The organism is Streptomyces sp. CNT360 (genome assembly GCF_000424785.1).
In genome coordinates this window covers 267,799-287,141 of record NZ_AUKO01000001.1, presented here as the reverse complement: position 1 = coordinate 287,141, position 19,343 = coordinate 267,799, and the positions used below count along the sequence as shown (strand labels likewise).

At 72.7% G+C, this 19,343-nt stretch carries 10 protein-coding genes and 1 pseudogene; 3 read left to right on the top strand and 8 right to left on the bottom strand.

Annotated elements, in window-relative coordinates:
• The first annotated feature begins 108 nt into the window (after positions 1-108).
• Complete coding sequence (locus H297_RS0101170) at positions 109-1,524, top strand: cation:dicarboxylate symporter family transporter (protein ID WP_027735552.1); 1,416 nt, start codon at positions 109-111, stop codon at positions 1,522-1,524.
• 296 nt (positions 1,525-1,820) lie between these two features.
• On the opposite strand, the gene glgB is transcribed toward H297_RS0101170, so the two are convergent.
• The 6 genes from glgB to H297_RS0101140 form a co-directional block, all read right to left on the bottom strand.
• Entirely contained in the window at positions 1,821-4,229 is a 2,409-nt protein-coding gene (gene glgB / locus H297_RS0101165) for a 1,4-alpha-glucan branching enzyme (protein WP_078513655.1), read from the bottom strand.
• Between the two features lie 82 nt (positions 4,230-4,311).
• On the bottom strand, positions 4,312-5,727 hold the full coding sequence (locus H297_RS33815) for a maltokinase N-terminal cap-like domain-containing protein (protein ID WP_037792464.1): 1,416 nt from the start codon (positions 5,725-5,727) through the stop codon (positions 4,312-4,314).
• 78 nt (positions 5,728-5,805) lie between these two features.
• On the bottom strand, positions 5,806-7,515 hold the full coding sequence (treS, locus tag H297_RS0101155; protein WP_027735550.1) for a maltose alpha-D-glucosyltransferase: 1,710 nt from the start codon (positions 7,513-7,515) through the stop codon (positions 5,806-5,808).
• Complete coding sequence (locus tag H297_RS0101150) at positions 7,502-9,562, bottom strand: alpha-1,4-glucan--maltose-1-phosphate maltosyltransferase (RefSeq protein ID WP_027735549.1); 2,061 nt, start codon at positions 9,560-9,562, stop codon at positions 7,502-7,504. The genes treS and H297_RS0101150 overlap by 14 nt, the downstream gene beginning before the upstream one ends.
• A 385-nt stretch (positions 9,563-9,947) precedes the next feature.
• On the bottom strand, positions 9,948-11,549 hold the full coding sequence (locus H297_RS0101145; protein WP_027735548.1) for a M4 family metallopeptidase: 1,602 nt from the start codon (positions 11,547-11,549) through the stop codon (positions 9,948-9,950).
• 343 nt (positions 11,550-11,892) lie between these two features.
• The gene (locus H297_RS0101140) at positions 11,893-12,486 is read right to left on the bottom strand and encodes a TetR family transcriptional regulator (protein WP_027735547.1); all 594 of its coding nucleotides are present in this window, start codon (positions 12,484-12,486) and stop codon (positions 11,893-11,895) included.
• A 143-nt stretch (positions 12,487-12,629) separates the two neighbouring features.
• Between H297_RS0101140 and H297_RS0101135 the strand changes: the two genes are divergently transcribed.
• Positions 12,630-13,706 (top strand): FAD-dependent oxidoreductase, encoded by a 1,077-nt coding sequence (locus H297_RS0101135; RefSeq protein WP_051351394.1) that lies wholly within the window; start codon positions 12,630-12,632, stop codon positions 13,704-13,706.
• A 123-nt stretch (positions 13,707-13,829) separates the two neighbouring features.
• Here the strand turns inward: H297_RS0101135 and H297_RS33810 are convergent.
• Positions 13,830-15,127 (bottom strand): annotated as a pseudogene (locus H297_RS33810) (MFS transporter).
• 57 nt (positions 15,128-15,184) lie between these two features.
• Positions 15,185-17,629 (bottom strand): glycogen debranching protein GlgX, encoded by a 2,445-nt coding sequence (gene glgX / locus H297_RS33805; protein ID WP_051351393.1) that lies wholly within the window; start codon positions 17,627-17,629, stop codon positions 15,185-15,187.
• A 332-nt stretch (positions 17,630-17,961) separates the two neighbouring features.
• On the opposite strand from glgX, the gene H297_RS0101120 reads away from it, so the two are divergent.
• Positions 17,962-19,182: an Ig-like domain-containing protein gene (locus H297_RS0101120; RefSeq protein ID WP_051351392.1), complete on the top strand. Its 1,221-nt coding sequence runs from the start codon at positions 17,962-17,964 to the stop codon at positions 19,180-19,182.
• Positions 19,183-19,343: the final 161 nt, after the last annotated feature.

The window sequence follows — 19,343 nt, the reverse complement described above, 5'->3', positions numbered from 1 at the left end:
CATAGTCGCCGGGACTCAACACGATCGAGATCCGCGATGAACGTGTCCTGTCAGGGACCTCACGCGGGGACCACCGTGACGTGAACCCACCGACGAGGAGCCGCAGACGTGTCGAAGAAGACACCGCAGCAGGCCGCAGCGGGCGCTGCGCCGGACGCACCACGGGTGAAGCGGGACCGCACGCACTACCTCTACCTCGCGGTGATCGCCGCGGTGGTGCTGGGCGTGACCCTCGGTCTGACGGCACCCGGCGTGGCCAAGGAGCTCAAGCCGCTCGGCGAGGGGTTCGTCAGCCTGATCACCATGATGATCTCGCCGATCATCTTCTGCACGATCGTGCTGGGCATCGGTTCGGTCCGCAAGGCCGCCAAGGTCGGTGCCGTGGGCGGGCTGGCCCTCGGCTACTTCCTGACGATGTCGCTGGTCGCGCTGGCCATCGGGCTGGTCGTCGGCAACGTGCTGGAGCCGGGCCACGGGCTGGACCTGACCGACGAGGCCCGCGAGGCGGGCGCCTCGCAGGCCAAGGGCGGCGAGGGCATGACCGACTTCCTGGTCGGAGTGATCCCCAAGACCATGGTCTCCGCCTTCACCTCGGGCGAGGTCCTGCAGACGCTGCTGATCGCTCTGCTGGTCGGCTTCGCGCTGCAGGCGCTGGGCAAGTCGGGGGAGCCCGTGCTGCGCGGCATCGGGCACATCCAGAAGCTGGTCTTCCGGGTGCTGGCGATGGTCATGTGGGCGGCGCCCGTCGGGGCGTTCGGCGCGATGGCCGCAGTGGTCGGCGAGACCGGCGTGGACGCGCTGAAGTCGCTGGCCGTCATCATGGTCGGCTTCTACCTGACCTGCTTCCTGTTCGTCTTCGTCGTCCTGGGGCTGATCCTGCGCCTGATCGCGGGGGTCAACATCTTCGCGCTGCTGAAGTACCTGGGCCGCGAGTTCCTGCTGATCCTGTCCACCTCGTCGTCCGAGTCGGCGCTGCCGCGGCTCATCGCGAAGATGGAGCACCTGGGCGTCAGCAAGCCCGTCGTCGGCATCACCGTGCCGACCGGGTACTCCTTCAACCTCGACGGCACGATGATCTACCTGACGATGGCCTCCCTCTTCGTCGCCGAGGCCATGGGGGATCCGCTCAGCCTGGGCCAGCAGATCTCGCTGCTCGTCTTCATGTTCATCGCCTCCAAGGGCGCCGCCGGTGTCACCGGTGCGGGCCTGGCCACCCTCGCGGGCGGCCTCCAGTCCCACCGCCCCGAACTGGTCGACGGCGTCGGACTGATCGTCGGTATCGACCGCTTCATGAGCGAGGCCCGCGCCCTGACCAACTTCGCGGGCAACGCGGTCGCCACCGTGCTGGTGGGCACGTGGACCAAGGAGATCGACAGGGGCCGGGTCCAGGAGGTGCTCGCCGGGCACCTTCCGTTCGACGAGAGCGGGCTGTCCCCTCAGCCGCACGACGTCCCCGCGGAGAGCACCGGGGACACGGACCAGGTGCCCTCCCAGGAGCGCCCCGAGGCGGCGGCCAGGGCCTGACGGCAGGGCGCAGGGGCGGCGACGGCAGGGCCGCCGCCCTCCCCGCGCCCTGCCTCGGCTCCGGAGCCCGGCTTCCCTCCGCCGGGCGCGGCGCCCGGCGCCGGCCTCCCCCGGGGACGACGGCGGCGCGGCTGCGGATCCGGCCGTGACGGCGGCTGCGGGCGTCCGAAGCACCGGCGGATTGCGGGAAGTCGTGGAGCGTCGGAGCCGTGGGTGGCGGGATGTCGTCGCTCGTCCCCGCGTGCCCTGCCGCATCCCCTCCCGGCCGCCTCCCCGCGGCCAAGGGGGCGAGGGATTCAGCAAGGGCGGAGCCAGACCGTGCCCAGGGGCGGCAGGGTGAGGGCGACCGTGTGCGGATGCCCGTGGGCCGGCGGGCCGGAGGCGGACAGGGCACCTGGGTTGACCACCCCGCCACCGCCGTACCGTGCGGCGTCCGTGTTCAGCACCTCGCACCAGGCGTCCCGCCCCCGCGGCAGACCCAGGCGGTAGCCCTGGCGGACGACGGGGGAGAAGTTGCTGACCGCCAGCAGCGGGCTCCCGTCGGCGGCGAACCGGAGGAAGGCGAACACGTTGTCGTCCGCGGCGTCGCCGAGCACCCAGGCGAACCCTGCCGGGTCGGTGTCCCGTTCCCACAGTGCGGGCGTCGCCCGGTACGCGGAGTTCAGGTCGCGCACCAGGTCGCGCACTCCGCGGTGGTCGGCCTCCGCACCGTAGGAGGGGTCCAGCAGCCACCAGTCGGGGCCGTGGCTCTCGGCCCACTCGGCGCCCTGCGCGAACTCCTGCCCCATGAACAGGAGCTGCTTGCCGGGGTGGGCCCACATGAAGGCGAGGTAGGCGCGGTGGGTGGCCCGCTGCTGCCACCAGTCGCCGGGCATCTTCGACACCAGTGAGCGCTTGCCGTGCACCACTTCGTCGTGGGAGATCGGCAGGATGTAGTTCTCCGCGTAGGCGTACACCATCGAGAACGTCATCGTGCCGTGGTGGTGGGCGCGGTGCACCGGGTCCTCGGACAGGTACGCCAGCGAGTCGTGCATCCAGCCCATGTTCCACTTGAAGCCGAAGCCGAGCCCCCCGAAGCCGCCCTCGCCCACGTGGTGGGTCGCGCGGGTCACGCCGGGCCACGCCGTGGACTCCTCCGCGGCGGTCAGGACGCCGGGGCAGCGCCGGTGGAGGGTGGCGTTCATCTCCTGGAGGAAGGCGACCGCCTCCAGGTTCTCGCGGCCGCCGTGCACGTTGGGCGTCCACGCGCCCTCGCCCCGCGAGTAGTCGAGGTAGAGCATCGAGGCGACGGCGTCCACGCGCAGGCCGTCGATGTGGAACTCCTCGCACCAGTAGACGGCGTTGGCGGCCAGGAAGTTGCGCACCTCGCGCCGCCCCAGATCGAACTCCAGGGTGCCCCAGTCGGGGTGTTCGGCGCGCCGCGGGTCGGGGTGCTCGTACAGGGGCGTCCCGTCGAAGCGGGCCAGCGCCCACTCGTCCTTGGGGAAGTGGGCGGGCACCCAGTCGACCAGCACGCCGATGCCCGCCCGGTGCAGTGTGTCGACGAGGAAACGGAGGTCGTCGGGGCCACCGAGCCGGGCGGTCGGGGCGTAGAACCCGGTCACCTGGTAGCCCCACGAGCCACCGTAGGGGTGCTCGGCCACCGGCATCAGCTCCACGTGGGTGAAGCCGAGGTCCCGTACGTAGGCGGTGAGTTGCCCGGCCAGCTCGCGGTAGCCCAGTCCGGGCCGCCAGGAGGGCAGATGCACCTCGTACACGGACAGCGGTGCCCGGTGGTGCGGGACCCTGCCGCGGGCGGCCAGCCACTCCTCGTCGCCCCACGTGTAGGACGAGGTCTCCACCACGGAGGCCGTCGCGGGCGGGCACTCGGTGCGCCGGGCCATCGGGTCGGCCCGCAGCGTGTGGGAGCCGTCGGGCCGTGCGAGGTCGAACTTGTAGCGCGCCCCCGCCGCCACGCCGGGCAAAAACAGCTCCCACACCCCGGTCGAGCCGAGCGACCGCATGGGCGCTGCCGTCGCATCCCAGTAGTTGAAGTCCCCGGCGACGCGTACGCCGCGCGCGTGCGGCGCCCACACGGTGAACCGGGTGCCGTCCACCCCTTCGTGCACCATCGGATGCGCCCCCAGGACCCGCCAGAGCTGCTCGTGCCGTCCCTCGCCGATCAGATGGAGGTCCAGCTCGCCCAGCGCTGGCAGGAACCGGTAGGGGTCGGCGGTGGTGACCTCGTCCTCGCCCGGCGCCTGCCCGTACCGGACCACCAGCTCGTACGGCGGCAGCGGAGCGGCTGCCACGGGCAGCACAGCGGCGAACAACCCCTCGCCCTCGTCGGTCAGTTCGGCGCGCAGTCCGGTGCCTCCGCCGGGCGGTGCTTCGACGCGCACGGTGACGGCCCGCGCATACGGGCGCAGCGCCCGCACCACCACCCCGGAGCCCTCGGCCAGCGGATGCGCGCCCAGCAGCGCGTGCGGGGCGTGGTGGGTACCCGTCAGCAACCGTTCCCTGTCCTCGGCCTCCAGCGGCGGTGCGGCCCGCACGGGCAGAGCCTCACCGCCAGGCGGCCGGGCCCCCTCCTCCGCCGCAGGGCTCCGGCGGGGCGCCGGTGTGCTGTCCTCGGCTGCCGGGGCGGCGTCGCTCGCGGGCCCGGCCGGTTTCCGGCGGAAGGCGGCCGGGACGTTCGGTGACTGCGGTTCGCGGGCCACGTGCACTCCTCGGGTCCGGGATCGGGCTGCTGCGCCTGCGGGGCCTGCGGCGCCGGCGGCTGCTGCGCCTGCGGGGCGGGGGCGTTGCTCAGGCCGTGGTGGGCGGCGCCGCCAGACGGCGGATCGCGGTCATCGGGACGTGCAGCCACGAGGGCCGGTTGCGGGCCTCGTACAGCACCTCGTAGACGGCCTTGTCCGTCTCGTAGGCCCGCAGCAGCACGGCCGCCTCGCGTGGATCGTGGCCGCTCACCTCGGCGTATCCCGCGCAGTACGCCGACCGGTGCGCGGCCGCCCAGGCGCGCGAGGCCGGACCGTGCGGTCCGGCCGGATGCCGGCAGGCGGCGTAGTCGAGCGACCGCAGCATGCCCGCCACGTCCCGGACCACGGGCTGGGGCGCACGCCGCTCGACCAGCGGGCGCGCCGGCTCCCCCTCGAAGTCGATGAGCGTCCAGGCGCTCGGGTCGTCGGCCGACCCGAGCGCCTGGCCCAGGTGCAGATCTCCGTGGATGCGCTGGGCCGGTACCGTACGGCCGCGTCCGGCGAGCTCGGACAGCGTGCGGAAGGCGTCGGCGAGTCCGGAGCGGAAAGGCCGCAGCGCGGGTACGGCGGCGCTCACCGCCTCCAACTGGCCCGCCATCGCCTGTGCCGTCCGCTCCAGTTCGGCTCCGGTCAGCGTCGCGGTCGGCAGCGCCTCGGCGAGCCCCGCGTGCACCCGTGCCGTCGTCCGGCCCAGCGCTCTGGCCGCGTCCGTGAAGTCCCTCCCCTCGGCCAGCGCCCGTAACGCGAGCCGCCAGCCGTCCTGGGTGCCGGGCAGATAGGGCTGGAGCACCCCCAGCGTGAAGGTGGCGGCGCCCGCACGGCGGGGCACCGCCTCGAACCATGCCAGCGGCGGTGGAACACTCCCGCACCCGTTGCGGGTCAGGGCCCGGCTCAGCTCCAGATCGGGGTTGACCCCGGCCTCCACCCGGCGGAAGACCTTCAGTATCGAGGTCTGGCCGTAGACCACGCAGGAGTTGGACTGTTCGCCCGCCAGCAGGTGGCCCGGCCCCGGCTCGGGCAGCACGGCACCCGGTTCCCGTACGAAGCGCAGCGCCCCCAGGGTGCCCGGTCTGCGGAGCCGTTCGGCCAGCAGCATCGTCAGCCGCGGGTCGGCCAGCGCCTCGTACACCGCGCTGCCCCGCAGCGGCCCCGACGCGGGCCATCCCACCAGCGCAGGCGCCAGCCGCGGTGGCAGCACGCGGCGGACGCCCAGCAGAAGCTGGTAGCGGTCGCCCGACGGCTGGGCGCGTACCAGCAGGTGGAGCAGTCCCGGTGTCGAGGTGCCGTCGCCGCAGGGCAGCACCTCGGTGACGGCCACCGGCGCCAGCCCCTCCAGCGGCCGTCCCTTCCCCGCGAACCACCGCTGTCGCGGCAGCCAGTCCAGCAGTGCGGGCACGAGCGGGCGCAGCAGTCCGGCGCCTGCGGTGGCGGGGACCGCGGTGAGGGGTGAAGGGCTCTCCGACATGGCTGTCCTTTCCGAGGACCGGGGGCGGAGGAGGCGTGCATCCGGGCGAGCGCGTCTCTGGGGCCGGGGAGGAGGGCGCTAGACCTTCCTCAGCCGGAACCAGTAGAAGCCGTGCCCGCCGAGCGTCAGCAGATACGGGAGTTTCCCGACCGCGGGGAAGCGCACTCCGCCGATCAGCTCCACCGGGATCCGCCCCTCCCATTCCCGCAGGTCCAGCTCCGTGGGCTGCGGGAACCGGGAGAAGTTGTGCACACACATCACCAGGTCGTCGCCGCCCTCGGGGAGCCTGAGTGCCCGCACAAAGGCCAGCACCGCCGGGTTGGAGGAGGAGAGTTCCTCGTAGGAGCCCAGCCCGAAGGCGGGGTTCTGTTTCCGTACCTCGATCACCCGCCGCGTCCAGTGCAGCAGCGAGCTCGGGGAACTCATCGCCGCCTCGACATTGGTCACCTGGTAGCCGTGGACCGGGTCCATGATGGTCGGCAGGAAGAGCCGCCCCGGATCGCAGGAGGAGAAGCCGGCGTTGCGGTCGGGCGTCCACTGCATGGGGGTGCGTACGGCGTCGCGGTCGCCCAGCCAGATGTTGTCGCCCATGCCGATCTCGTCGCCGTAGTACAGGATCGGCGACCCGGGCAGGGACAGCAGCAGCGCGGTGAACAGCTCGATCTGTTTGCGGTCGTTGTCCAGCAGGGGGGCCAGCCGCCGCCGGATGCCGATGTTGGCCCGCATACGCGGATCCTTGGCGTACTCGGCGTACATGTAGTCGCGCTCTTCGTCGGTGACCATCTCCAGGGTCAGCTCGTCGTGGTTGCGCAGGAAGACGCCCCACTGGCAACCGGAGGGGATCGGCGGGGTCTTCGCCAGGATCTCCGAGACCGGGTAGCGGGACTCCCGGCGCACCGCCATGAAGATGCGCGGCATCACGGGGAAGTGGAAGGCCATGTGGCACTCGTCGCCCCCGACCGTGTAGTCGCCGAAGTAGTCCACGACGTCCTCCGGCCACTGGTTCGCCTCGGCCAGCAGGACGGTGTCGGGGTAATGCGCGTCGACGACGCTCCGTACCCGTTTGAGGAAGGCGTGCGAGCGGGGCAGGTTCTCGCAGTTGGTGCCCTCCTCCGCGTACAGGTAGGGCACCGCGTCCAGCCGGAAGCCGTCGATCCCCAGGTCGAGCCAGAACCGCAGCGCGGAGACCATCTCGTCCTGGACCACCGGGTTCTCGTAGTTGAGGTCCGGCTGATGGGAGAAGAAGCGGTGCCAGTAGTACTGCTTGCGCACCGGGTCGAAGGTCCAGTTGGACGCCTCGGTGTCGACGAAGATGATGCGGGCGTCCTCGTACTGCTTGTCGTCGTCGGCCCAGACGTAGTAGTCGCCGTAGGGGCCGTCCGGGTCGCGGCGCGACTCCTGGAACCAGGGGTGCTGGTCGCTGGTGTGGTTCATGACGAAGTCGATGATGACCCGCATGCCGCGCTGGTGCGCCGCGTCCACGAACTGGACGAAGTCCGCGATGTCCCCGAACTCCGGGAGCACCGAGGTGTAGTCGGAGACGTCGTAACCGCCGTCCTTCAAAGGTGACTTGAAGAAGGGGGGCAGCCACAGGCAGTCGACGCCCAGCCACTGGAGGTAGTCCAGCTTCGCGGTGAGTCCGCGCAGGTCGCCGATGCCGTCGCCGTCGCTGTCCTGGAAGGAGCGGACGAGCACTTCGTAGAAGACCGCGCGCTTGAACCAGTCGGGGTCGCGGTCCTTGGCGGGGGTGTCCTCGAACGTGTCGGGGACGGGCTCATTGACGGTCATGAGGTGCTGACCCTCCGGTCGGTGGGGACGGTCGCAGAGTGAGGATGTGTGCCGCGGCCGAAGACCCACCTCCCGGCGCCAGCCGCACATAGTTGTCCCTGCCCCAGTGGTGGATCTCTCCGGTGAGCTCGTCGCGCACCGCGTAGGACTCGGCGCCGCTCAGTTGAGCGGGACTCAGCCCGGATGCGGCGAGTTGCCCCATGTCCAACGACACCGTGGCCTCGTGGGTGTGGTGGGGGTCGAGGTTGACGACCACGAGCACCGTGTCCTCGCGCGCCGGATCGCCGGGCACCTGCGCGTGTTTGGAGTACACCAGGATGTTGTCGTTGTCCGCGTGGTGGAAGTGCAGGTCACGCAGCTGTTGCAGCGCCGGGTGCCGTCGGCGCAGCCGGTTCAGCTCGGTGATCAGCGGGGTGATCGAGGCCCCCGCACGGTCGGCCGCCGCCCAGTCGCGGGGCCGCAGCTCGTACTTCTCCGAGGACAGGTACTCCTCGCTGCCCGGCCGCAGCGGAGTGTTCTCGCACAGTTCGTAGCCCGCGTACACGCCCCACGTCGGGGACAGCGTCGCCGCCAGCACGGCCCGGATCTCGAAGGCGGGGCGGCCGCCGTGCTGGAGGTAGGCGTGCAGGATGTCGGGGGTGTTGACGAAGAAGTTGGGCCGCAGGTAGGCGGCGGACTCGCCCGTCAGCTCCGTCAGGTACTCCGTCAGCTCCTGCTTGGTGGTGCGCCAGGTGAAGTAGGTGTAGGACTGCTGGAAGCCGACCCGCGCCAGGGTGTGCACCATCGCCGGGCGGGTGAAGGCTTCGGCGAGGAAGAGGACGTCCGGGTCCACCCGGTTGACCTCGGCGATGACCTCCTCCCAGAAGGCCACCGGCTTGGTGTGCGGGTTGTCCACCCGGAAGATCCGCACCCCGTGGTCCCTCCACAGCCGCAGCACCCGCAGCGTCTCGCGCAGGATGCCCGCGGCGGCGGAGGGGTCGTCGTCGAAGCAGAGCGGATAGATGTCCTGGTACTTCTTCGGCGGGTTCTCGGCGTAGGCGATGGAGCCGTCCGCGCGGGTGCGGAACCACTCGGGGTGCTCCTCGACCCAGGGGTGGTCCGGTGAGCACTGGAGGGCGAGGTCCAGGGCGACCTCCATGCCCAGCGCGCCCGCCCGCGCCACGAAGTGGTCGAAGTCGGCCATGGTGCCCAGGCCGGGGTGGAGCGCGTCGTGCCCCCCGGCCGCGGAGCCCACCGCCCAGGGGGAGCCCACGTCGTGCGGCGCGGCCGAGGGCGTGTTGTCGGGGCCCTTGCGGAAGGCGTGGCCGATGGGGTGCACCGGCGGCAGGTAGACGACGTCGAAACCCATCGCCGCGACCGCCTCCAGCCGCTCGGCGGCCGTGCGCAGCGTGCCGCTCACCGGCGGTGCCCCCGGCCGCACGCGCGCGCCCTCGGAGCGGGGGAAGAGCTCGTACCAGGAGCCGAACAGCGCACGGGAGCGCTCGACCTGGAGCGGCAGCGGCCGCGAGGCGGTGACCAGTTCGCGCAGCGGGTACCGCGCCAGGGCGGCGGCGACCTCGGGCGTCAGGGCGGCGGCCAGCCGTTCCGCCGGGGCCCGTACCGGGTCCTGCAGCGCCTCGGCGGCTGCCAGCACGGGGGCGCGGGCTGTACGGTCCGGCACGTCGGCCGCGGCGCGCGTGTGCAGCGCGGCCCCCTCCGCCAGCACGAGCTCGGTGTCGATCCCGGCCGGGACCTTGATGCGGGCGTGCTGCCGCCAGGTGCCGACCGGGTCGCTCCACGCCTCGACGGTGTAGCTGAAGCGGCCCTCCGCTTCGGGGATCACCTCGGCCCCCCACCGGTCCGTGCCCGGTGCCAGTTCGCGCATCGGGGTCCAGGGGCCCGCCCGGCCCTGCCCGTCGCGCAGCACCACGTTGGCGCCGACCGCCTCGTGGCCCTCCCGGAAGACGGTGGCCGTGACCCGGAACCTCTCACCGGGCACGGCCTTGGCGGGGCGGGACCCGCACTCCACGAGGGGGCGGACGTCGAGCACGGGAATGCGACCGATCATGGACTCCCCTGGGAGCATACCGGGATATAAAGGGCAGGACTTGCCGTACTGTGCCACCGTTCGCGCTGCTGTGCGGATGCGGGCAGGGCGGCCCCTGCCTCTGTCGTGCGGCCGGGCCTGTGCCGATACGGGCGTCGCGAGGCGGAACGCTCTACAAGGGCCGTCTTCTTCACGACAGTACGTGATGAGTCCGTGACCGCAAAGGGCGCATACGTGATCAAGTCTGCGTGCATATGCCCCAGTTGGCGTGCGATGCCACCCACGCCACCCGCCTTCCGTTCCGGGCCCCGAGCGTTCCGCCTCCCCGCACGCGAGAGCCCCGCCTCCCGGTGGGAAGGCGGGGCTCTCGCGTGCGAGCCGACCGGTGGGGCGGCCGGTGGGCGGGTCAGCTTCCGGTGACGTTGACCCCGTTCCAGGCGGCCTCGACCGTCTTGACCTCCGTGCTGTCGGCGCCGTACAGGTCCGTGGCGGCGGTGACGGTGGCCCGGCGCGCGTCCGCGTAGTCCGTCGTCGACGTCATCTGCTCGGTGAGCGCCTTGAACCAGATCTGCTGGGCCTTCTCGATGCCGATGCCGTCGACCTTCGAGCCGTCCTTGGTGGGCGAGTCGTACTTCACGCCGTTCACCTCGCGCTCCCCGCTGCCCACCGACAGCAGGAAGAAGAAGTGGTTGGCGATGCCGGAGGAGTAGTGGACGTCCACGTCACCGGCGTTCGAGTCCCAGTAGTCCAGCGACTGGCCGTCCTTGCTGGGCTCGTCCATGTAACGCAGCGGAGTGCCGTCGCCGTTGATGTCGATCTTCTCGCCGACCATGTAGTCCGGGGTGTCCTCCGGGCTGTCGGCATGGAACTCCACGGCCGCGGCGAAGATGTCGGAGGTCGCCTCGTTCAGACCGCCGGACTCGCCCGCGTAGTTGAGGTTGGCGGTGGTCGAGGTGACGCCGTGCGACATCTCGTGCGCCGCGACGTCCAGCGCGGTCAGCGGGTGCTCGTTGTTCTCGCCGTCCCCGTAGGTCATGCAGAAGCAGGAGTCGTCCCAGAACGCGTTGACGTAGCTGTCGCCGTAGTGGACCCGGCTCACCGCGCCCTTGCCGTCGCCGGCGATGCCCTCGCGGCCGTGCACGTCCTTGTAGTAGTCCCAGGTCTGGCCCGCGCCGTAGTGGGCGTCCACGCCCGCGGTCGCCTGGTCCTTGACGGTCCCGTCGCCCCAGGTGTCGTCGTCGTCCGTGAACAGCTCGCCGTCGCCGCTGCTGCCGTTCTTGAGGTTCGTGGTCTTGTTCCCGCCACGCTTCTCGTCCGTCATCGTGAACTTGCCGGACGAACCCGAGGTGCCGATCTCGACCTTGCCGCTGTACTGGCTGTTGCCGGTGCCCTCCTTCACGCCCTGGAACTCGAAGAGCTTCTTGCCGGTCTTCGCGTCCGTGATGACGTGCATCTGGTTGGGCGCACCGGACTTCTGGACACCGCCGACGACGGTCTCCCAGGCCAGCACGGGCTTGCCCGCGGCGGCCCAGACGATCTTGCGGGGCGCCTTGCTGCCCTTCGCCTTGGCCAGGGTGGGCTTGTGCGCCGAGGAGGCCGTCGTGTCGACGGCGAGCTTCGCCGAGGTGGCCTTGGTGGTGCCGGCGCGCTTGCCGCTCGGGGACTTGTGGACGACCAGGTCGCCGCCGAGGACCGGAAGCCCGTCGTAGGTCCGGGTGTAACGGACGTGCGTGGAGCCGTCCTTGTTCTTGATGACGTCCTTGACGTGGAGCTTCTCCTTGGCGCCGAGGCCCAGGGCGCGGGCGTCGGCGGACTTGGCAGCCTCCGTGTCCGCGGACTTGACCAGCTTGGTGTGCTGGCTCGCGGTCAGCGTCGCGGGCAGTGCGCCGTCCGCGGAGGTCTCCCCGCTGGGGGCCGCGCCGGCGGTTCCCGCGGTGACAGCCGCCGCTACCAGGGCCGCAGTTGCGGCGAGGGCGGATATCCGCTGCTTCGAGGTGAGGGGTCTCACGTCCGTGGCTCCTTCTGCCGTGGGGACCGGACGGCATGGGTGGGCAGCCGTCCGGGCAGAACTGAAGTGCGGTGCACCGTGCGGACGTCCGGCCGGAGGCCGAGCTGGCGTACGAATTCCGCACCGTGCGGTGGGCAGCCTGCCATCAAGGGCATGGACATGTCACCGGTGCGTCATTCTCCGACCCGAGGTTGGCCGGATTCTGTTCGTTGCTACGAGCGCCATGTCCGTATACCGGACGCGACGGCCCCACCCGGCCCTCGCGTGTCCGCCTGCCCCCTGTGGTGCGGAGCCGCTCTCCTCGTGGCCCCTCTCGTAGCTCTGCCCGCCCGCCGCGGGCGCTTCAGGCGCCGGTCGCGGCGGGGTAGACGGCGTCCAGCAGTTGCCGGACGAAAGCCTCCGGATCCTTCAGGCCTGACGCCTCCAGCGTCCGTGAGCCCTGCGCCAGCAGGTGCGGGATGGCGGCGTGCAGGGTCAGCGTGACCAGGTTGGCGCTCCCGGCGGTCACCGGGAGGCCCGCCGCCCGCTGCGCGGCCTCGAACGCGGGGAAGTCCGAGGCGGCGATCGGGTCGAGCACCTCGGAGAGCCAGGGGGTGCGGGCCGCCTCGGCCTGGAGCTCCAGGTAGGCGAGGAGGCGGGTCCGTCCGGCGCCCGCCACGTCCTGAAGGAGCCCGGACAGCAGGGCCACCAGGCCCTCGCGGCCCGCGGCGGGCGGCGCCGCGGCGGCCAGTTGCTCCCGCGTCGCGCGGTGCTGCTCGACGCAGCGCTCGGCGGCGGCCCTCAGCAGTGCCTCACGGGAGGGGAAGTAGTTCTTGGTCGTCCCCAGCGGGACGCGGGCGGCCTTGTCCACGGCGCGGTGCGTGAGTCCGCGCCCGCCCGCGGCGGCCAGCACGTCGCAGGCCGCGTCGCGCAGTCGGTCGCGGCGGTCCGAATTCACGTGTGCCTCTTCCTTCGCGTTCCTTCGCGTTTCTTCGCGTTTCTTCCCGGTCCTCAGCGGTTCGATTGGCAAGACTACCCCTGGCGTGGTACCACAGATGTGGTGGTTGGTCGGAACGGACGGACCGGAACCGAGGGAGAGCCATGCAGGGACATCCCGACGGGCCGCAGGGCCCGCGCACAGCGGCGGTCGTCGGTGCGGGCGTCGCCGGACTGGCGACCGCACTCGGCCTGCGCCGGGCCGACTGGCAGGTGACCGTGTGGGAGCGGCGCACCGATCTGGAGCGCTACGGCACGGCGTTCGGTATCCATCCACAGGCCCAGACCGCCCTCGACCGGCTCGACCCGGGCGTGGGGGAGACCCTGCGCCGCCGCGCCGTGCCCTACCGCGACGCCCACATCCGCAGGCCCGACGGCACCTCGCTCGCCCGGCTCCCGCTGGAGCGCATCGAGCGCAAGGCGGGCCGCCCCGAGCTGCTGATCTCCCGCCCGTACCTGATCGACGCGCTGGTCACGGCGCTCGACGCCTACGGCGACGTGCCGCTGAAGACGGGGGAGCCCGGCCCCGCCGCGGACCGCCTCACCGCGGAGTACGACCTGGTCGTGGGCGCCGACGGCCTCAACAGCGCGCTCCGCTCCGCCACGTTCGGCACCCGGAGCCGCCCCCGCCACCTCGGCACCGTCGCGTGGATCGGTACCGCCGGCATCGAGAGTCCCCGGCGCGGAGAGACCTGGGGGCGGGGCAGCTTCTTCGGGGTGACGCCCGTGGAACCCGGCCGCACCAACTGGTACGCCACGGCCCCGCACGTCGCCGACTTCGAGGAGCTGCGCGCGGCGTTCGCCGACTGGCACGACCCGATCCCCCGCATCCTCGCGGAGACCGACCCGGCCGACGTCCTCCGGTACGAGATGCGGCACCTGTACCCCGCGCTGGGCTCCTTCGTGCACGGGGGCCGCCTCGCGCTGGTCGGCGATGCGGCGCACGCGATGACGCCCAACCTCGGCCAGGGCGCCTGTACGGCCCTGATGGACGCCGAGGCCCTTGCCCGTGCCGTCGCGAGCCGCCCGGAACCCGGCGGGCTGCCCGCCGCGCTGCGGGCCTACGACGCGGAACGCCGCCGCCCGGCCCAGCGCACCGCGCTGGCCTCCCGCACCCTGCACCGCTTCATGTCGACCCGGCACACCCGGCTGCGCGAGGCCGTGCTGCGGGCACTGCCCTGACCCTGGCCTGGTCCGGCTCCGGTCGCTGCCCCGAGGCGGCCTCCCGCGCGCTGCCGCCGGGTGGACGCGCCGCCTGACCGGCGGACGGGGTCCGGCGGGCGGGGTCCGGCGGGCCCGGCGGGGTCAGGCGCCGGTGCCCGGCCCCGCCTCGGGCACCGGGTCGGCGACCCGGCGAGGCCCGCCGGCGGCCCGGGGCGCGGGGGCGGGCTTGGATGTCACCGCGCGGAGGTTGCGGACGGCGGGGACCGCGAGCAGGGCGCCGCTGACCCCCACCATGAGGAAGCCGCCCGCGAGCAGCACCGTACGGCCGCCGAACAGCTCCGCGGCGGGGCCTGCCAGCGCCTGGCCGACCGGCATCATGGCGAGCGAACCGGCCACCTCGTAGGCGTGGATCCGGTTGAGGACCTGGCCGGGCACCTGGGTCTGCACGCTGGTCGACCACATGACGCTCCAGATGCCGCCGCCCAGCCCCCACACGGCGGCCGCCGCCATCATGGCCCCCGGAGGCAGCGCAAGACCGACGGCGGCCGGGTAGCAGCAGCAGCTCAGCAGCGCGAGGGACCCGGCGCGCAGTTGGTGCACCGGCCGGAAGCGCAGCGCGAGCAGCCCGCCGAGGGCGGTACCGGCGCCGAGCGCCGAGTTGACCAGCCCGAAGGTGCCCGGGCCGTCGGCTGAATGATCTCGGAGGCGGTCAGCGGCACGAGCGGTCCGGACACGGCGACCACGTAGACCATCCAGATGAGGATGACGCTCCACATCCACCTCCGCGCCCGGAACTCCCGCCAGCCCTCGGCCAGGTCGTCGCCGTATCCGGTGCGTCCGGTACGGGCGGCCTGCGGGGGGAGCCGCAGCAGGGCCAGGCACAGGGCGCTGAGGGCGTAGGTGGCGGCGTGCGCGGCGAACACCCAGCCGGGGGAGAGGGCGCCCACCAGAGCGCCGGCCACCGCCGGACCGAGCAGCATGGCCAGCGACTCGGCCGTGCGGACCAGCCCGTTGGCGCCCTGCACATCGGCGGCGACGCGCGGGATGGTGCTGGCGACGCCGGGCTGGAAGAGGCCCGCGCACACGCCGTTGACCGCCCCGATGGCGCACACCTGCCACAGCACCACGTGGCCGGTCAGGAACAGCACGGACATCAGCCCCTGGGTGCACACCCGCACCAGATCGGAACCGACCATCAGGGCACGGGTGCTGAACCGGTCGCAGAAGACGCCGCCGAAGATGACGAAGCCGGCCAGGAACACCGTGAGCGAGGCCAGCGCGGCCCCGATCGCCCCGGGCCCGTGACCGTGCTGGATCAGTCCGGCCGACAGCGCCAGCGGCAGCATCGCGTCGCCGAGCTTGGCCACCGCCCGGCCGGTGAAGAAGAGGGCGAAGTCGCGGGAACGGAGGCTGGCCGCTGGGGCACCGGGAGAGGTCACGTCCGACCAGTCTGGACCGGATCAGGGGGCGCGGCGACCGATTTCGGGCCGTCGGGGCTACCGGGCCCCCGGTTCCGGCCCGTCCGGCACGCCCGGACCGGCGTCCTCGCGCATCCGCAGCACCAGCACCGACCTGCCCGCGACCGTCAGCGTGCTGCCCGCCGGGTACCGCGCCCCTTCCCCCGTGCCGTCCGCCCTCCCGCCTCCGTCCCTCGGGCCCTGGCGCTCCTCCCGGAGGTCGTCCGCGGCTGCCTGCCCTCCGGGCTCGCTCGCGGTCTCCCGCGCCGTGTCGAGCACCCTCTCGTACGTTGCGCCCCAGGCCGGGCCCGGCAGCCGGAACGCCAGGTCCTCGGGCCCGGCGTGCAGCACGCACAGGAAGCTGTCGTCACGGACGGGCGCACCCCTCGGGTCCCGCTGGGGGATGTCGCGCCCGGACAGGAACATGGCGACGGTGGCGCTCGGCGCGTACCAGTCGGCCTCCGTCATCTCCTCGCCGCGCGGGGTGAACCACGCCAGGTCGCGGAGCCCGTCGCTGCCCTGCTGCCGCCCGGAGAAGAACGCGCCGCGCCGCAGCACCGGGTGGGCGCGGCGCAGCCGCACCAGGCGGGAGGTCAGCTCCAGCAGCCCCCGCCAGCGCGGGTCCTCACGCAGCGACCAGTCCACCCAGCCGACCGGCGAGTCCTGGCAGTAGGCGTTGTTGTTGCCGCCCTGGGTGCGGCCCATCTCGTCGCCGGCCACCAGCATCGGCACCCCGGTGGACAGCAGCAGGGTGGCGAGCAGGTTGCGCAGCTGACGGGTGCGCAGTGCGCGGATCGCGGGGTCGTCGGTCTCGCCTTCGGCGCCGCAGTTGCACGAGTGGTTGTCCCCGGTGCCGTCGCGGTTGCCCTCGCCGTTGGCCTCGTTGTGCTTGCGCTCGTAACTGACCAGGTCGCGCAGGGTGAAGCCGTCGTGCGCGGTGACGTGGTTGACCGAGGCGTAGGGCCGCCGGCCGCCCCAGGCGTACAGGTCGCTGGAGCCGGAGAGCCGGTAGCCCACGTCGCGTACGTCGGCAAGGGCGCCGCGCCAGAAGTCCCGGACGGTGTCGCGGTAGCGGTCGTTCCACTCGGTCCACAGGGGTGGGAAGGCGCCCACCTGGTAGCCGCCGCTGCCCACGTCCCACGGCTCGGCGATCAGCTTGACGCGGCGCAGTACGGGATCCTGCGCGATGACCGCCAGGAAGGGGGAGAGCATGTCGACGTCGTGCAGCGAGCGGGCCAGCGCGGCCGCCAGGTCGAAGCGGAAGCCGTCGACGCCCATCTCGCACACCCAGTAGCGCAGCGAGTCGGTGATCAGGCGCAGCACGTGCGGCTGGACGACGTGCAGCGTGTTGCCGCACCCGGTGTAGTCGGTGTAGCGGCGCCCGTCGTGCGGCGGCAGCCGGTAGTAGCCGCGGTTGTCGATACCGCGCAGCCCGAGGGTGGGGCCGCGCTCGTCGCCCTCGGCGGTGTGGTTGTAGACGACGTCCAGCAGCACCTCGATGCCCGCGGCGTGCAGGGACCGCACCATCTCCCGGAACTCGCTCACCTGCTCGCCGCGGGTGCCGGTGGCGGCGTAGGCGGCGTGCGGGGCGAAGTAGCCGACGGAGTTGTAGCCCCAGTAGTTGCGCAGCCCGCGCCGCAGCAGATGGTCCTCGTGGGCGAACTGGTGCACGGGCAGGAGTTCGACGGCGGTGACCCCCAGCTTCGTCAGATGGGCGACCGCCGCCGGGTGGCCGAGCCCGGCGTAGGTGCCGCGCAGTTCCTCGGGGACGCCCGGGTGCTGTTTCGTGAAGCCGCGTACGTGCAGTTCGTAGATGACGGAGTCGGCCCACGGGGTGTGCGGCCGCGGGTGCGCGGGGAACGCGGGGAACGCGGGGATCGCGGGGAAGGGGCCGGGGCCCTCGACGACGACACCCTTGGGCACGTACGGCGCCGAGTCCCGCTCGTCCCTGACCGTGTCCGCGAGCTGCTGCTGCGGCCAGTCCCGCACGTGCCCGTACACCTCGGCAGGCAGCGGCACGGGCCGCCCGGCGGAATCTGCGGGCGCGAAGTCGCCGTCGACCGCCCGCGCGTACGGGTCCAGCAGCAGCTTGGCCGCGTTCCAGCGCGCCCCCGTCCACGGATCCCACCGGCCGTGCACCCGGTAGCCGTAGCGCTGAGGGGGCAGGACGCCCGGCAGGAAGCCGTGCCAGATGCCGTGCGTCTGCTCGCCCAGCCGGAAGCGGGTCTCGGTGCCCGCGTCGTCGAACAGGCAGACCTCCACCGCCTCGGCGCCGCCCGCCCACAGCGCGAAGTTGGTGCCCGCGACCCCGCCGGGCCCCCGGTGCGGACGGGACCCCAGTGGGTGCGGGCTGCCCGGCCACACCGCCGGGACCGGACCCCGTACCGCCCGCGCCGGACCGGGCCGCGCCGGGTGGGGATCGAGGGCCGGGCGCCCGTCACCGCCGACGGCGGCCGGCGCCCTGCGTTCGGGTGCGTGCGACACGTGGCGGCCTCCCGGCGGCTCGGTGGCTCGGTCGGCCCGCGGCGCGGACGCCGGTGGCCCCGGCGCACGGGCCCCGTCGCGGCCGGCGCGCGGCCCTCCACCGGATCCTTCCCGGAGGCGAGACCTCGCTCACACGTGTGATCGCGGTGTCCCGGACGCGGGCGTGTCGTTGGTCCGGACGTCCGGCGGGGGGAAGGGTCGGCAGCTCACGCGCCGCAACAGTCACACACGAGAACGGGGACGCCATGGCACGGGGCGTACGGGGTACGACGGCAGCGCGCGGTACGACGCCGCGCACCAGGACGCGGGCCGCGGGAGCGGGATGGGCCGGCATGCGGACGGTGCACGCCCTCCTGGTGGGGCTCGCACTGCTGTGCGCCGCACCGGCCGGGTGCGGCGTCATGGACGACGGGAAACCACCCAGGGAAGCCATCCGGGTCACGCCCGGGGACCGCTCGCGCAACGTACCGACAAACGCCGAGATCGAGGTGTCGGTGCCCGAGGGCAGCACGCTGCGCAGCGTCCGGATGGAGCGCAAGGGCAAGGATGCGGGCCGCGCCATCGCCGGGCGGTTCTCCGGGGACCGGCGTACCTGGCACCCGCTGCCCGCCGCAGCGAACCCGGCCGACCGCGCGGGCGGCCGCAGCAAGGACACGGTCCTCCAGTTGGCGAGCACCTACGAGGTGGACGTGGTAGCCGTCGACGGCCAGGGCGACCGGGTGATGAGGCACGCCACCTTCTCCACCCGGGTGCCGCCGCACCGCTTCGTCGGCTACTTCCGCCCCGAGAACGGCCAGACGGTGGGCACCGCGATGATCGTCTCGCTGGACTTCAGCCGGCCGGTCGAGGACAAGGCGGCGGTCGAGCGGGCGATCAGCGTGACCTCCGAGCCCCGGGTGCCCGTCGCCGCACACTGGTTCGGCGGTCAGCGGCTCGACTTCCGGCCGCGCTCCTACTGGAGGCCCGGCACCGAGGTCACCCTCGACCTGCGGTTGCGGGATGTGCGGGCGGCCCCGGGCGTCTACGGCACGCAGCGCAAGAAGGTGCGCTTCGCCATCGGCCGCGAACAGCACTCCGTGGTGGACGTGGAGCGCCGCACCCTGACCGTCCAGCGCGGCGACCGCACGGTGGACAAGCTGAAGATCACCGCAGGCACGAAGAAGAACCCCACCTACAACGGCAAGATGGTCATCAGCGAGAAGTTCGACGAGACCCGTATGAACGGCGACACCGTCGGCTTCGGCGGCGAGTACGACATCAAGGACGTGCCGCACGCCATGCGGCTCACCCGCAGCGGCACCTTTCTGCACGGCAACTACTGGGCTCCCAAGCGCACGTTCGGCCGGAAGAACACCAGTCACGGCTGCATCGGACTGGCCGACAAGCGTGGCGGTGACGCCGCCGCGCCGGCCGGCCGGTTCTTCGGCCGGTCGCTGGTCGGCGACCTGGTGACCGTGCGCGGCTCCCACGACAGCACCGTCAAGCCGGACAACGGGCTCGGCGGCTGGAACATGTCCTGGCGAGCGTGGGTCGCCGGCTCCGCCCTGCACTGACCCCGTGCGGCGCCCGGCCTCTTCCTGCTCTCCTGCCGTCGCCCCCGCGCTTCCTCCTGCCTCCTCCTGCCTTCTTCTGGTCTCCGCAAAACCGCGACCGAATGGTGACCCCCGCAGGGGCGAGGGCACCGCCTGCGGTGTGGTTGTCTGACACGGCGGGC